This window comes from Staphylococcus sp. 17KM0847 (genome assembly GCF_013463155.1).
Classification (GTDB): Bacteria; Bacillota; Bacilli; order Staphylococcales; family Staphylococcaceae; genus Staphylococcus.
In genome coordinates, this window is record NZ_CP040781.1 from 87,904 (window position 1) to 102,479 (window position 14,576).

Annotated in this window: 11 protein-coding genes and 3 rRNA genes; all 14 read left to right on the forward strand. The window is 41.1% G+C overall.

Going from position 1 to position 14,576, the window contains the following annotated elements; genetic code table 11:
• The first annotated feature begins 1 nt into the window (after position 1).
• The 14 genes from recR (at position 2) to metG (ending at position 14,538) form a co-directional block, all read left to right on the forward strand.
• The gene (gene recR / locus FGL66_RS00420) at positions 2–598 is read left to right on the forward strand and encodes a recombination mediator RecR (protein ID WP_180809670.1); all 597 of its coding nucleotides are present in this window, start codon (positions 2–4) and stop codon (positions 596–598) included.
• 424 nt (positions 599–1,022) lie between these two features.
• Positions 1,023–2,573, forward strand: a 16S ribosomal RNA gene (locus tag FGL66_RS00425).
• Between the two features lie 259 nt (positions 2,574–2,832).
• Positions 2,833–5,757 (forward strand): 23S ribosomal RNA (locus tag FGL66_RS00430).
• A gap of 73 nt (positions 5,758–5,830) precedes the next feature.
• A 5S ribosomal RNA gene (rrf, locus tag FGL66_RS00435) occupies positions 5,831–5,945 on the forward strand.
• The 16S, 23S and 5S rRNA genes sit together here, the layout of an rRNA operon.
• A 78-nt stretch (positions 5,946–6,023) precedes the next feature.
• On the forward strand, positions 6,024–7,385 hold the full coding sequence (locus tag FGL66_RS00440; RefSeq protein WP_180809671.1) for an aminotransferase class I/II-fold pyridoxal phosphate-dependent enzyme: 1,362 nt from the start codon (positions 6,024–6,026) through the stop codon (positions 7,383–7,385).
• A complete protein-coding gene (tmk, locus tag FGL66_RS00445) occupies positions 7,363–7,992 on the forward strand; it encodes a dTMP kinase (protein ID WP_180809672.1) in 630 nt (209 codons plus the stop codon). The genes FGL66_RS00440 and tmk overlap by 23 nt, the downstream gene beginning before the upstream one ends.
• Positions 7,993–8,055: 63 nt before the next feature.
• Positions 8,056–8,385 (forward strand): cyclic di-AMP receptor DarA, encoded by a 330-nt coding sequence (gene darA / locus FGL66_RS00450; RefSeq protein WP_180809673.1) that lies wholly within the window; start codon positions 8,056–8,058, stop codon positions 8,383–8,385.
• Between the two features lie 122 nt (positions 8,386–8,507).
• Positions 8,508–9,434 carry a DNA polymerase III delta subunit-related protein gene (locus tag FGL66_RS00455; protein WP_180809674.1) on the forward strand — a complete coding sequence of 309 codons (927 nt, stop codon included), beginning with the start codon at positions 8,508–8,510 and terminating at the stop codon, positions 9,432–9,434.
• Positions 9,434–10,243 carry a PSP1 domain-containing protein gene (locus FGL66_RS00460; RefSeq protein ID WP_374757664.1) on the forward strand — a complete coding sequence of 270 codons (810 nt, stop codon included), beginning with the start codon at positions 9,434–9,436 and terminating at the stop codon, positions 10,241–10,243. Before FGL66_RS00455 ends, FGL66_RS00460 begins: the two co-directional genes overlap by 1 nt.
• 13 nt (positions 10,244–10,256) lie before the next feature.
• Positions 10,257–10,613: a DNA replication initiation control protein YabA gene (yabA, locus tag FGL66_RS00465; RefSeq protein WP_180809676.1), complete on the forward strand. Its 357-nt coding sequence runs from the start codon at positions 10,257–10,259 to the stop codon at positions 10,611–10,613.
• 11 nt (positions 10,614–10,624) lie between these two features.
• Complete coding sequence (locus FGL66_RS00470) at positions 10,625–11,350, forward strand: tRNA1(Val) (adenine(37)-N6)-methyltransferase (protein WP_180809677.1); 726 nt, start codon at positions 10,625–10,627, stop codon at positions 11,348–11,350.
• Complete coding sequence (locus FGL66_RS00475; RefSeq protein ID WP_180809678.1) at positions 11,343–11,591, forward strand: GIY-YIG nuclease family protein; 249 nt, start codon at positions 11,343–11,345, stop codon at positions 11,589–11,591. Before FGL66_RS00470 ends, FGL66_RS00475 begins: the two co-directional genes overlap by 8 nt.
• 1 nt (position 11,592) lies before the next feature.
• Entirely contained in the window at positions 11,593–12,441 is an 849-nt protein-coding gene (gene rsmI, locus FGL66_RS00480) for a 16S rRNA (cytidine(1402)-2'-O)-methyltransferase (RefSeq protein ID WP_180809679.1), read from the forward strand.
• A 126-nt stretch (positions 12,442–12,567) separates the two neighbouring features.
• On the forward strand, positions 12,568–14,538 hold the full coding sequence (gene metG / locus FGL66_RS00485; protein WP_180809680.1) for a methionine--tRNA ligase: 1,971 nt from the start codon (positions 12,568–12,570) through the stop codon (positions 14,536–14,538).
• Positions 14,539–14,576 lie beyond the last annotated feature (38 nt).

Below are 14,576 nucleotides of genomic sequence, written 5' to 3' on the forward strand. Positions count from 1 at the left end.
GATGCATTACCCTCAACCGATATCAAAGCTTATTGATAGCTTTATGAAATTGCCAGGCATTGGTCCAAAGACGGCTCAACGTCTGGCTTTTCATGTATTAGATATGAAAGAAGACGATGTTGTACAATTTGCAAAAGCGTTGGTAGATGTTAAAAGAGAATTAACATATTGCAGTGTGTGCGGACACATTACGGAACAAGACCCTTGCTATATTTGTGAAGATAAACATCGAGATGACTCAATTGTTTGTGTTGTTGAAGATGATAAAGATGTTATAGCAATGGAAAAGATGAAAGAATACAAAGGGTTATATCACGTACTTCATGGAACAATTTCACCAATGGATGGCGTGGGGCCAGAAGATATTAATATTCCATCACTTGTTGAGAGACTTAAAGATGAAAAAGTTGAAGAATTGATATTGGCGATGAATCCAAATTTGGAAGGGGAGTCAACAGCCATGTATCTCTCAAGACTTGTCAAACCATTAGGGATTCGTGTTACACGCCTTGCACAAGGTTTATCGGTAGGTGGAGATTTAGAATATGCAGATGAAGTAACCTTATCTAAGGCAATATCAGGACGAACAGAAATGTAGTGACTCGTACCCAAATAGGATTGAAGGTATGCTTAAATTAATAAGCAACTTCAATCCTAACTATTTGTATGTACAATACCTCTTTTATCAGTTCTGATTTTATTTTTGTAAAAACAACTTTAAATAACAAAAAAACATAAAGAGTGTAAATATTAGTGTTGTTAAAAGGGTCATAACGCTGTATAGTTATTTTCTGTTGAGCGAAAAACATTCAACGAACAAAAAGATAAAAATTAATTTTAAAAAGTTGTTGACTTACCATTGCAACTTATGTATAATTAATTCTTGTCGAGTCAAAAGAAATGAACATTGAAAACTGAATGACAATATGTCAACGTTAATTCCGATAAATTGAGTACTAACGATAGTACTTTCGAGAGTGATTGACTTAAACAATCAAACGAGCTATATCAAGCTTACTTCTTTTATGGAGAGTTTGATCCTGGCTCAGGATGAACGCTGGCGGCGTGCCTAATACATGCAAGTCGAGCGAACAGACGAGGTGCTTGCACCTCTGACGTTAGCGGCGGACGGGTGAGTAACACGTGGGTAACCTACCTATAAGACTGGAATAACTCCGGGAAACCGGGGCTAATGCCGGATAACATGTCGAACCGCATGGTTCAACAGTGAAAGACGGTCTTGCTGTCACTTATAGATGGACCCGCGCCGTATTAGCTAGTTGGTGAGGTAACGGCTCACCAAGGCGACGATACGTAGCCGACCTGAGAGGGTGATCGGCCACACTGGAACTGAGACACGGTCCAGACTCCTACGGGAGGCAGCAGTAGGGAATCTTCCGCAATGGGCGAAAGCCTGACGGAGCAACGCCGCGTGAGTGATGAAGGTCTTCGGATCGTAAAGCTCTGTTATTAGGGAAGAACAAACGTGTAAGTAACTGTGCACGTCTTGACGGTACCTAATCAGAAAGCCACGGCTAACTACGTGCCAGCAGCCGCGGTAATACGTAGGTGGCAAGCGTTATCCGGAATTATTGGGCGTAAAGCGCGCGTAGGCGGTTTTTTAAGTCTGATGTGAAAGCCCACGGCTCAACCGTGGAGGGTCATTGGAAACTGGAAAACTTGAGTGCAGAAGAGGAAAGTGGAATTCCATGTGTAGCGGTGAAATGCGCAGAGATATGGAGGAACACCAGTGGCGAAGGCGGCTTTCTGGTCTGCAACTGACGCTGATGTGCGAAAGCGTGGGGATCAAACAGGATTAGATACCCTGGTAGTCCACGCCGTAAACGATGAGTGCTAAGTGTTAGGGGGTTTCCGCCCCTTAGTGCTGCAGCTAACGCATTAAGCACTCCGCCTGGGGAGTACGGTCGCAAGACTGAAACTCAAAGGAATTGACGGGGACCCGCACAAGCGGTGGAGCATGTGGTTTAATTCGAAGCAACGCGAAGAACCTTACCAAATCTTGACATCCTTTGACCGCACTAGAGATAGTGTTTTCCTCTTCGGAGGACAAAGTGACAGGTGGTGCATGGTTGTCGTCAGCTCGTGTCGTGAGATGTTGGGTTAAGTCCCGCAACGAGCGCAACCCTTAAGCTTAGTTGCCATCATTAAGTTGGGCACTCTAAGTTGACTGCCGGTGACAAACCGGAGGAAGGTGGGGATGACGTCAAATCATCATGCCCCTTATGATTTGGGCTACACACGTGCTACAATGGACATTACAAAGGGCAGCGAAACCGCGAGGTCAAGCAAATCCCATAAAGATGTTCTCAGTTCGGATTGTAGTCTGCAACTCGACTACATGAAGCTGGAATCGCTAGTAATCGTAGATCAGCATGCTACGGTGAATACGTTCCCGGGTCTTGTACACACCGCCCGTCACACCACGAGAGTTTGTAACACCCGAAGCCGGTGGAGTAACCTTTTGGAGCTAGCCGTCGAAGGTGGGACAAATGATTGGGGTGAAGTCGTAACAAGGTAGCCGTATCGGAAGGTGCGGCTGGATCACCTCCTTTCTAAGGATATATACGGAACATCATCTTAGATGATGATAGCGGATTAACGTGACATATTGTATTCAGTTTTGAATGCTCATATTTGAGGATTCAATATTGTACATTGAAAACTAGATAAGTAAGTATAAATGATTTTACCAAGCAAAACCGAGTGAATAGCGAAAGCTTGAAACTAAATTATCGCTAGTCGTCAACAGACGACTCACATAATTAATAACTGGTGATTGACAAGTCGTTGGACTTGGCAATATCACAATAAGATTAAGTTATTAAGGGCGCACGGTGAATACCTTGGCACTAGAAGCCGATGAAGGACGTTACTAACGACGATATGCTTTGGGGAGCTGTAAGTAAGCTTTGATCCAGAGATTTCCGAATGGGGGAACCCAGCACGAGTTATGTCGTGTTATCCACATGTGAATACATAGCATGTGAGAAGGTAGACCCGGAGAACTGAAACATCTTAGTACCCGGAGGAAGAGAAAGAAAAATCGATTCCCTGAGTAGCGGCGAGCGAAACGGGAAAAGCCCAAACCAACAAGCTTGCTTGTTGGGGTTGTAGGACACTCTATACGGAGTTACAAATGGCTATGTTAGACGAATAACCTGGAAAGGTTAATCAAAGAAGGTAATAATCCTGTAGTCGAAAACATAGACACTCTTGAGTGGATCCTGAGTACGACGGAGCACGTGAAATTCCGTCGGAATCTGGGAGGACCATCTCCTAAGGCTAAATACTCTCTAGTGACCGATAGTGAACCAGTACCGTGAGGGAAAGGTGAAAAGTACCCCGGAAGGGGAGTGAAAGAGAACTTGAAACCGTGTGCTTACAAGTAGTCAGAGCCCGTTAATGGGTGATGGCGTGCCTTTTGTAGAATGAACCGGCGAGTTACGATCTGATGCAAGGTTAAGCAGAAAATGTGGAGCCGCAGCGAAAGCGAGTCTGAATAGGGCGAATGAGTATTTGGTCGTAGACCCGAAACCAGGTGATCTACCCTTGGTCAGGTTGAAGTTCAGGTAACACTGAATGGAGGACCGAACCGACTTACGTTGAAAAGTGAGCGGATGAACTGAGGGTAGCGGAGAAATTCCAATCGAACTTGGAGATAGCTGGTTCTCTCCGAAATAGCTTTAGGGCTAGCCTCAAGTGATGATTATTGGAGGTAGAGCACTGTTTGGACGAGGGGCCCCTCTCGGGTTACCGAATTCAGACAAACTCCGAATGCCAAATAATTTAACTTGGGAGTCAGAATGTGGGTGATAAGGTCCATATTCGAAAGGGAAACAGCCCAGACCACCAGCTAAGGTCCCAAAATATATGTTAAGTGGAAAAGGATGTGGCGTTGCCCAGACAACTAGGATGTTGGCTTAGAAGCAGCCATCATTTAAAGAGTGCGTAATAGCTCACTAGTCGAGTGACACTGCGCCGAAAATGTACCGGGGCTAAACATATTACCGAAGCTGTGGATTGTCCTTTGGACAATGGTAGGAGAGCGTTCTAAGGGCGTTGAAGCATGATCGCAAGGACATGTGGAGCGCTTAGAAGTGAGAATGCCGGTGTGAGTAGCGAAAGACGGGTGAGAATCCCGTCCACCGATTGACTAAGGTTTCCAGAGGAAGGCTCGTCCGCTCTGGGTTAGTCGGGTCCTAAGCTGAGGCCGACAGGCGTAGGCGATGGATAACAGGTTGATATTCCTGTACCACCTAATTTCGTTTTAAGCGATGGGGGGACGCAGTAGGATAGGCGAAGCGTGCTGTTGGAGTGCACGTCCAAGCAGTGAGGTTGAGTGTTAGGCAAATCCGGCACTCATAAAGACTGAGCTGTGATGGGGAGAGAAAACACGTTTTCTCGAGTCGTTGATTTCACACTGCCGAGAAAAGCCTCTAGCTAGAAAGTAGGTGCCCGTACCGCAAACCGACACAGGTAGTCAAGATGAGAATTCTAAGGTGAGCGAGCGAACTCTCGTTAAGGAACTCGGCAAAATGACCCCGTAACTTCGGGAGAAGGGGTGCTCTTTAGGGTTCACGCTCTGAAGAGCCGCAGTGAATAGGCCCAAGCGACTGTTTATCAAAAACACAGGTCTCTGCTAAACCGTAAGGTGACGTATAGGGGCTGACGCCTGCCCGGTGCTGGAAGGTTAAGAGGAGTGGTTAGCTTCTGCGAAGCTACGAATCGAAGCCCCAGTAAACGGCGGCCGTAACTATAACGGTCCTAAGGTAGCGAAATTCCTTGTCGGGTAAGTTCCGACCCGCACGAAAGGCGTAACGATTTGGGCACTGTCTCAACGAGAGACTCGGTGAAATCATAGTACCGGTGAAGATGCCGGTTACCCGCGACAGGACGGAAAGACCCCGTGGAGCTTTACTGTAGCCTGATATTGAAATTCGGTACAGTTTGTACAGGATAGGTAGGAGCCTTAGAAGCGTGAGCGCTAGCTTACGTGGAGGCATTGGTGGGATACTACCCTAATTGTATTGGATTTCTAACCCGCAGCACTTATCGTGCTGGGAGACAGTGTCAGGCGGGCAGTTTGACTGGGGCGGTCGCCTCCTAAAGTGTAACGGAGGCGCTCAAAGGTTCCCTCAGAATGGTTGGAAATCATTCATAGAGTGTAAAGGCATAAGGGAGCTTGACTGCGAGACCTACAAGTCGAGCAGGGTCGAAAGACGGACTTAGTGATCCGGTGGTTCCGCATGGAAGGGCCATCGCTCAACGGATAAAAGCTACCCCGGGGATAACAGGCTTATCTCCCCCAAGAGTTCACATCGACGGGGAGGTTTGGCACCTCGATGTCGGCTCATCGCATCCTGGGGCTGTAGTCGGTCCCAAGGGTTGGGCTGTTCGCCCATTAAAGCGGTACGCGAGCTGGGTTCAGAACGTCGTGAGACAGTTCGGTCCCTATCCGTCGTGGGCGTAGGAAATTTGAGAGGCGCTGTCCTTAGTACGAGAGGACCGGGATGGACATACCTCTGGTGTACCAGTTGTCGCGCCAGCGGCATAGCTGGGTAGCTATGTATGGACGGGATAAGTGCTGAAAGCATCTAAGCATGAAGCCCCCCTCGAGATGAGATTTCCCAACTTCGGTTATAAGATCCCTCAAAGATGATGAGGTCAATAGGTTCGAGGTGGAAGCGTAGTGATACGTGGAGCTGACGAATACTAATCGATCGAAGACTTAATCAATTTTTATTCTTTCGGTTTCTCTTGTGAAACTTTTATACTTACAATCTAGTTTTGAATGTATAACATTCTTTTATCTGGTGCCTATGGCAAAGAGGTCACACCTGTTCCCATGCCGAACACAGTAGTTAAGCTCTTTAGCGCCGATGGTAGTCGGACTTACGTTCCGCAAGAGTAGGACGGTGCCAGGTTTTATTTTGAGGGAGGTCATTGTGACCTCTCTTTTTTTCGTTTAAGATAGAACATATCTTTTATAAGGAGGGAAGACTTTGAATAAAGGGCCTTTACAGAATCGTTTGGAAAAATGGTCAAAAACGCAACCAATTTCAATGCATGTACCGGGTCATAAAAATCAGACAATTGGTGACTTGTCTTTTGTTTCTGCCAAGTATGATATAACGGAAATTACAGGTTTTGATGATTTGCATCAGCCGGATGGTCTTCTAAAAGAAAGTATGGCTGCAATTGATAGACACCCAGATTATGATGCTTATTTTCTCGTCAACGGTACGACAAGTGGAATACTTGCGACAATTCAAGCATTTCAACCACTAGAGCAGTCAGTGGTTATAGCACGTAACGTACACAAATCAGTTTTTCATGCACTTGATTTAGGGGGTCAATCTGCCAATATTTTACCGACCGAAACAGACGATATAACAGGACAATATGTCAGACCCTCTCAGATTAATTCTTATAAAGCAAAGCTAGGTGTTGTAACGTATCCCAATTATTATGGGCAAATCTATAATATTAAACAGATTATCCAACAATTTCACCAGAGTCAGACACCTGTATTGGTGGATGAGGCACATGGTGCACATTTTGATTTAGAAGGTTTTCCATCCTCTTCATTAAACTTTGGCGCAGATTATGTTGTTCAATCTTTTCATAAAACCTTGCCCAGTTTAACGATGAGTTCTATTCTTTTTATACATAAAGATGCACCTAGAAAGGAAGACGTCATTCGTTTATTACAAACTTTTCAATCTTCTAGTCCTTCTTATTTATTAATGGCAAGTTTAGAATCGGCGTATCAATTTTATAAAATATACAGGAGTGATGTTTTTTTTGCTAGGCGAACACATATTATTCAAATATTACATCAGAAGAAATTGTGTGTCATCGAAATGGATGATCCTTTAAAGTTGTTAATTCGTTGTCCCGGTGTTTCAGGTGTAGAATTACAGCAGTGTATGGAAAATATGGGTATTTACGTTGAGCTGGCAGATTCACACTCTGTATTATGGATACTCCCACTTTGGCATGAAGGAGATAGCTTTCCGTTTCATTCATTAATTGAGCGTATACAGCATATGGTTCTTCCAACAGCTGAGAAGCAAAAGACACATTCGCACGCCAAGTTATTTAGTGGAGGAGGAAAGTATCTCCCGACATATATAAGTTGTGCAAGTTGGATACCTTTCACACAAGCAGTCGGAAAGATACTCGCACAACATCTCGTACTTTATCCACCGGGTGTACCGAGTTTACTTAAAGGAGAAAAGGTAACATCATCTATGGTAAAATTAATCGATGATTGGATAACACAGGGATTTCGTATAGAAGGACTTGTGGAAGGGAAAATTAAAGTGAAGGATGACTCATATGGGATTATTTATTACCATTGAAGGGCCAGAGGGTTCTGGAAAAACAACTATATTGGAATTAGTAGCTCAGCATTTAGCACTCACTCATGATGTGGTCACAACACGTGAGCCTGGAGGTGTTCAAACAGCAGAAGCCATTCGCAATATCTTGCTAGAAGGTGAGGCAGTGGATGCGCGAACAGAAGTACTACTATTTGCAGCCGCACGTCGTGAACATCTTGTAGAGAAAGTCATGCCAGCACTGGCTAGTCATAAGGTTGTATTATGTGATCGCTTTGTTGATAGTTCTTTGGCTTATCAAGGATATGCACGTCATATTGGAGTAGAAGATGTACAAATGATTAATGATTTTGCGATTGAAGGCTATTATCCTGACATGACAATTTATTTAGATATTCCAGCGGCATTAGGTCGTGAACGCATCCAAGCAAACCAGCGTGTACAAAATCGTTTGGACAAAGAGAGTTATGCATTTCATGAACGTGTGATTGGAGGCTATCGGCAGTTAATTGCAAAACATCCAGAAAGGTATACGGTTATCGATGCAAGTCGATCAGTGGAAGACGTGACGGCAGATGTAATCGCAGCGATTCAGCAAAAACTTGCACAAAAATCATTAGAAAAATAACTTGATGTGAGTATAGACCTCAACTAAGATGTGATATAATTAACGATAAGAGGTGTGTAACAAATGAAAATGATTATAGCGATTGTTCAAGATCAAGATAGCCAAGAACTGTCGGATAAACTCGTTGAAAATAATTTTCGTGCAACAAAGCTCGCAACGACAGGTGGCTTTTTGCGTGCTGGAAATACAACTTTCTTGTGTGGTGTAGCAGATGATCGTGTTGATGAAATTTTAGATGTGATTCGCACGACGTGTGGCAATAGAGAACAACTTGTTTCACCGATTACACCAATGGGTGGAAGTGCAGACTCTTATATTCCTTACCCAGTAGAAGTAGAAGTAGGTGGGGCGACAGTTTTCGTCATGCCAGTTGATGCATTTCATCAATTTTAAATGTGATAGCAGAGGTTGTGGCAGTGTATATGCGTCTTGAAAGACAATCTGCCTCAACCTTTTAAATTTGTGCTAAAGTAGATTGATTGGAATTTGATTTATAACAAGGAGGGCCGTGTGCAATGTCAGAAATTGAACAGCTAACAAAAGCATATTATAGTGGCAAATTGTCTCATGCTTATTTGTTTGAAGGTGATGATGCAGAAGCGATGACTTCAACAGCGATGGCATTTGCGCAGCTTATCCTGTGTCGAGAGGACACAAAATGTCATATGAAAGTCTCCCAGTATAATCATCCAGATTTTCATCATATACAAACAGAGGAAACGACGATAAAAAAAGAAAATATTGAGCAACTCATTCATCATATGAACCGTCTACCGATCGAAAGTAATCATAAGGTATATATCATTCAAGATTTTGAAAAACTTACAATTCAAAGTGAAAATAGTATTTTGAAATTTTTAGAGGAGCCACCACCCAACACGATTGCTATTTTATTGTCGACAAAACCAGAACAGATTTTGGATACAATTCACTCACGTTGCCAACACGTATATTTTAAGCCAATACAACGCACAAAGTTTGTTGATTTGTTAGTACAAGAAGGTGTATCACGTCCAACTGGGGAGTTAATAAGTACATTTACGACACAGTTTGATGTTGCGATTGCTCTAAGTACAGAGTATGATCTTATGTCACTTAGGCAAGTTATATTGCAATGGTGTCAAAGGTTATTGAATCAACAAGAGATGGCGCTTATTGGTGTGATTGAATTATTGAGGCAAGCTAAAAATAGGCGCTTACAATTGTTGACACTTGCAGGTGTGAATGCGTATTTTCAAGACCTGTTATACGTTAAAGTGGGTATGTCTGAAAAAGTAACATTTTCTGAGTTACAAGAAAGTTACAGTACGTATGTAATGCACATAGATTATGATGACTTAACACATATGATTGAAACAATTACAGAAGCACATAAAAAACTCAATCAAAATGTAAATCCGACATTAGTATTTGAGCAAATTGTGATTAAAATGAAAGGGTGATGCGTGTGTATTTTGTCGCTGGTATTTATTTTGAAAAGACAAACACATTAGAATACTATGATCCAGGGGAATGCTCTGTTATAGAAGGCGCATATGTCATAGTCGAATCACAGAGAGGTATAGAGTTGGGTGTTGTAAAGCATGCACCTAAGTCTGTTCACGATAATGATGTCACATTGCCATTAAAATCAATACTTCGTGTGGCAACAGATATCGATATTGAAACCTATCATCATAACGAAGACTTAGCAGATAAAGCATTTGAACTATGTAAAGCGTTTGTGCGTACACTTAAACTGGATATGCGTCTGGTTAATTGTGAATATACATTAGATCGCGCTAAAGTTATTTTTAACTTTACAGCAGACGAGCGTATTGACTTTCGTAAACTTGTGCGTATGCTTGCTCAAAAACTAAAAACACGTATTGAATTAAGGCAGATTGGTGTCCGTGATGAAGCAAAGTTACTCGGTGGGATTGGACCATGTGGACGTTCGCTTTGCTGCGCGACTTTTTTGGGTGACTTTGAACCGGTATCTATAAAAATGGCTAAAGATCAAAACTTATCATTAAATCCCACTAAAATATCTGGTGCATGTGGGAGACTGATGTGTTGCCTCAAATATGAAAATGATTTTTATGAGTCAGCACGTGCGAGCTTACCTGATATTGGCACATCTGTTAAAACTCCAGAAGGAACAGGAGAAGTCGTATCACTGAATATTATTGATGTCTCAATGCAAGTACGTTTAGAAGGAATGGATCAATTATTAGAATATCACATTGAAGAACTGGAGACATTAAAATAAGGAGGAAAATGTGTTGGATCGAAATGAACTCTTCGAACGTTTGATGCAATTGGAAAATAATGTGACCCATGTATACGAAGACATGCAGGAATTAAAAACACTTACTGTTGCCCTCGTTGAGGAAAATGTTGCACTGCAAATCGAGAATGATAACTTAAAAGCGGCAATGCAACAAGATGTCAATGAGCCACCAGTTGAACGTGTACAAGATGTAAAAAAAGAACCTAAAAAGAAGAAACTTCAAAGTCGAGAATATTTTGCGACTCTTTATCGAGAAGGCTTTCACATTTGTCACGATGTTTTTGGTAAACATCGAAAAGGTGAAGACTGTATATTTTGTATGAATATACTTAATGATAAGTTGGAGTAGATGGGGGTATCATGTTACAGGCGAATGAACGTTTTGATTATTTGTTAAAAGAAGACTTGCGTATTATTCAAAATGATAACGTTTTTTCCTTTTCTACCGATGCTTTATTACTAGGTCATTTTACACAAGTACGTAAACGTGATTATATTTTAGATCTATGTACAGGGAATGGTGTTATTCCATTGCTGTTATCGCATAAAGGACAAAATAAGATTATGGGTGTAGAAATCCAATCACAGCTTGTAGATATGGCACAACGCAGTGTTGAGGTCAACGGATTGGACGCACGTATTCAAGTTCAAGAGATGGATATTAATGCCATTCCACAAAGCTTTAAACCTGCACAATTTGATTTAGTCACATGTAATCCACCGTATTTTAAAGTCAATCAAACACATCAACATCAAATTGAGGCACATAAAATTGCGCGACATGAAATCTATTGTACATTAGATGATTGTTTACGCGTGGCAAATCATGTATTAAAGCAAGGCGGTCGTATTGTAATTGTGCATCGTGCAGAGCGAATGTTAGATGTTTTTACGGCTATGCGCCATTATCAGATAGAGCCCAAACGCTTACATATGATTTATAGTAAACCAAGAAAAGCTGCACAAACAATCGTAGTTGAAGGTCGAAAAGGTGGGAATCAAGGATTGGATATCGCCCCACCGTTTTATATGTATGATGAGAAAAACGAGTATACGGCTGAGATGAGGCGTATCTACTATGGTTAAACATTATACATACATTGTAGAATGTTGTGATCATACTTTATATACGGGTTATACAAATGATTTAAACTCACGCATTCATAAACACAATGAAGGCAAAGGCGCAAAATACACGAAAACAAGACGCCCCGTTCGTCTTAAGTACTATGAGACATATGATACGAAATCAGAAGCATTGAAGAGAGAATACGCGATAAAGCAACTGACACGACAACAAAAAATAGCTTTAATTGAGGAGCGATAGTATGAGTCATTTATATATAGTAGGAACGCCAATAGGTAATTTAGAAGATATGACGTTTCGAGCGATTCGCATATTACAGGAAGTAGATACTATTGCTTGTGAAGATACACGTGTCACAAAAAAGTTATGCCATCATTTTAAAATTGAAACACCATTGAAATCCTATCATGAGCATAACAAGGTACAAATGACTGAAACTCTGATTACATTATTGCGTAATGGTCAAAATGTTGCGCTCGTCTCTGATGCGGGATTACCGCTTATATCTGATCCGGGCTATGAACTTGTTGTACGCGCACGTCAGGAGGGCATTGACGTCACACCTATCCCGGGTGCTAATGCCGGATTAACTACTTTGATGGTGAGTGGTTTACCATCATTTACCTATACATTTTTAGGTTTTTTACCAAGAAAAGCGCGTGAAAAATCAGCGCTATTAGAAACACGTATGTATCAAGACAGTACGCTTATTTTATATGAGTCTCCATTTCGAGTGAAAGATACGTTGCAAACTATTGCTAAAATAGATGGCGTAAGACAAGTGACATTAGGTCGAGAGTTAACAAAAAAGTTTGAACAAATAGTGACGGGGCAAGTATCGGAACTCCTCTTACAATTGGATAAGCAGATCCCCTTAAAGGGGGAGTTTGTTATTTTGATTGAGGGTGCTTCATATCAGGAAACAACAGCATGGTTTGATGCGTTGCCTATTTCAGAACATGTACGCCACTATGTTGATCAGGGAAAAAAGCCTAAGCAAGCGATTAAGCAAGTGGCACAAGATCGAGATCTACCCACACAAACGATTTATAATATTTATCATAATATTGAGCATAGACCTGAAGTTTAGCTTGTTTGCGTAGAAAAATTTAAAAAGTTAAAGCATGTTTTTCTAAATGCTGTTCAATGAGAGAACATTGAAAATAGTAGTGAATTTCGATATATTAGATGAGATAAGGAAAGAGGAGGAGCGCTGATGGTAAAAGAAACGTTTTATGTTACGACACCCATTTATTATCCAAGTGGTAATTTACACATCGGGCATGCATATTCTACTGTTGCAGGAGATGTTATTGCGCGTTACAAGCGTCTGCAAGGTTATGATGTGCGTTATCTAACAGGAACAGATGAGCATGGTCAAAAAATCCAAGAAAAAGCACAAAAGGCAGGAAAATCAGAAATTGCCTATTTAGATGATATGATTGCAGAAATTAAGGCACTTTGGAAGAAATTAGAAATTTCTAATGATGACTTTATTCGTACAACAGAATCACGCCATAAAGTGGTTGTAGAGAAAATTTTTGAAAAGCTTCTTGCACAAGGAGATATTTATCTTGGTGAATATGAAGGTTGGTACTCTGTTCCGGATGAAACATATTACACAGAGACACAGCTTGTTGAGCCTATCTATGAGAATGGCAAAATTGTTGGAGGGAAAAGCCCGGATTCAGGTCATGAAGTGGAGTTAGTTAAGGAAGAGAGCTATTTCTTCAAACTATCAAAATATACAGATCGACTCCTTGCATTTTATGATGAGCATCCAGAGTTTATTCAGCCACCTTCTAGAAAAAATGAAATGATTAATAACTTTATTAAACCGGGACTAGCGGATTTAGCAGTCTCACGTACATCATTTGATTGGGGCGTCAAAGTACCATCAGATCCCAAACATGTAGTTTATGTATGGCTGGATGCCTTAGTAAATTATATTTCTGCGCTAGGTTATTTGACAGATGATGATACATTATTCCGTCGTTACTGGCCGGCCGATATACATTTAATGGCTAAAGAAATTGTACGTTTCCACTCTATTATTTGGCCTATTATTTTAATGGCACTTGATTTACCACTACCTAAAAAAGTGTTTGCACATGGCTGGATTCTGATGAAAGATGGAAAAATGAGCAAATCTAAAGGCAATGTGGTTGACCCGAATGTACTCATTGATCGTTATGGTCTTGATGCAACACGTTACTATTTAATGCGAGAACTACCATTTGGTTCAGATGGTGTCTTCACACCAGAAGCCTTTGTTGAACGTACGAATTATGATTTGGCAAATGATTTAGGAAATCTTGTGAATAGAACAATCTCTATGATTAATAAATATTTTGATGGTGAGTTGCCGGCATATTCTGGTGCAAAACACGATTTAGATGCTGAGATGGAAAGTATGGCACTTGAAACTGTCCAAGCTTATCATGAAAGCATGAGTAACTTACAATTTTCAGTGGCATTATCAACCGTGTGGAAATTGATCAGTCGTACTAATAAATATATTGACGAAACAACACCGTGGATTTTAGCGAAAGATCCTGAGCAGCGAGAAATGCTTGGTAACGTCATGGTGCACCTTGTTGAAAATATCCGTTTTGCAGCAGTATTATTACGTCCGTTTTTAACACATGCACCACAACAGATTTTTAAACAGTTAAATATAAATAATGACATATTATTTACATTTGATAGTGTAGAAAAATATGGTCAATTAACGGTACCTATCACAGTGACAGCTAAGCCAACACCAATTTTCCCAAGATTAGATGTGGAGGCAGAAGTGGCTTATATTAAAGCATCCATGCAGCCATCAAAAACAAAACAAGAAGATGTAATACCAGAGAAAGAACAGATTGATATTAAATCTTTTGATAAAGTAGAGATTAAGGCAGCAACAATTATTGACGCTGAAAATATTAAAAAGTCAGATAAGCTCTTGAAAATTCAAGTTGATCTTGATCAAGAACAACGTCAGATTATATCTGGCATTGCTCAATTTTATCAACCAGAAGATATTATTGGTAAAAAAGTTGCAGTGGTGACTAATCTGAAACCTGCTAAGTTAATGGGACAAAAGTCAGAAGGTATGATTTTATCAGCTGAGAAAGACGGTGTTTTAACGTTAATTAGTCTACCTAATGCTGTACCTAATGGTGCAGTGATTAAATAAAGAAGATTAAGAGGTGAAGTCATGACAGAAGGACTCAC

What these genes read in the sequence shown, in the direction of transcription:
- recR (WP_180809670.1), top strand. Translation starts at nt 2, where the DNA reads ATGCATTACCCTCAACCGATATCAAAGCTTATTGATAGCTTTATGAAA.
- tmk (WP_180809672.1), top strand. Translation starts at nt 7,363, where the DNA reads ATGGGATTATTTATTACCATTGAAGGGCCAGAGGGTTCTGGAAAAACA.
- darA (WP_180809673.1), top strand. Translation starts at nt 8,056, where the DNA reads ATGAAAATGATTATAGCGATTGTTCAAGATCAAGATAGCCAAGAACTG.
- FGL66_RS00455 (WP_180809674.1), top strand. Translation starts at nt 8,508, where the DNA reads ATGTCAGAAATTGAACAGCTAACAAAAGCATATTATAGTGGCAAATTG.
- FGL66_RS00460 (WP_374757664.1), top strand. Translation starts at nt 9,434, where the DNA reads ATGCGTGTGTATTTTGTCGCTGGTATTTATTTTGAAAAGACAAACACA.
- FGL66_RS00470 (WP_180809677.1), top strand. Translation starts at nt 10,625, where the DNA reads ATGTTACAGGCGAATGAACGTTTTGATTATTTGTTAAAAGAAGACTTG.
- FGL66_RS00475 (WP_180809678.1), top strand. Translation starts at nt 11,343, where the DNA reads ATGGTTAAACATTATACATACATTGTAGAATGTTGTGATCATACTTTA.
- rsmI (WP_180809679.1), top strand. Translation starts at nt 11,593, where the DNA reads ATGAGTCATTTATATATAGTAGGAACGCCAATAGGTAATTTAGAAGAT.
- metG (WP_180809680.1), top strand. Translation starts at nt 12,568, where the DNA reads ATGGTAAAAGAAACGTTTTATGTTACGACACCCATTTATTATCCAAGT.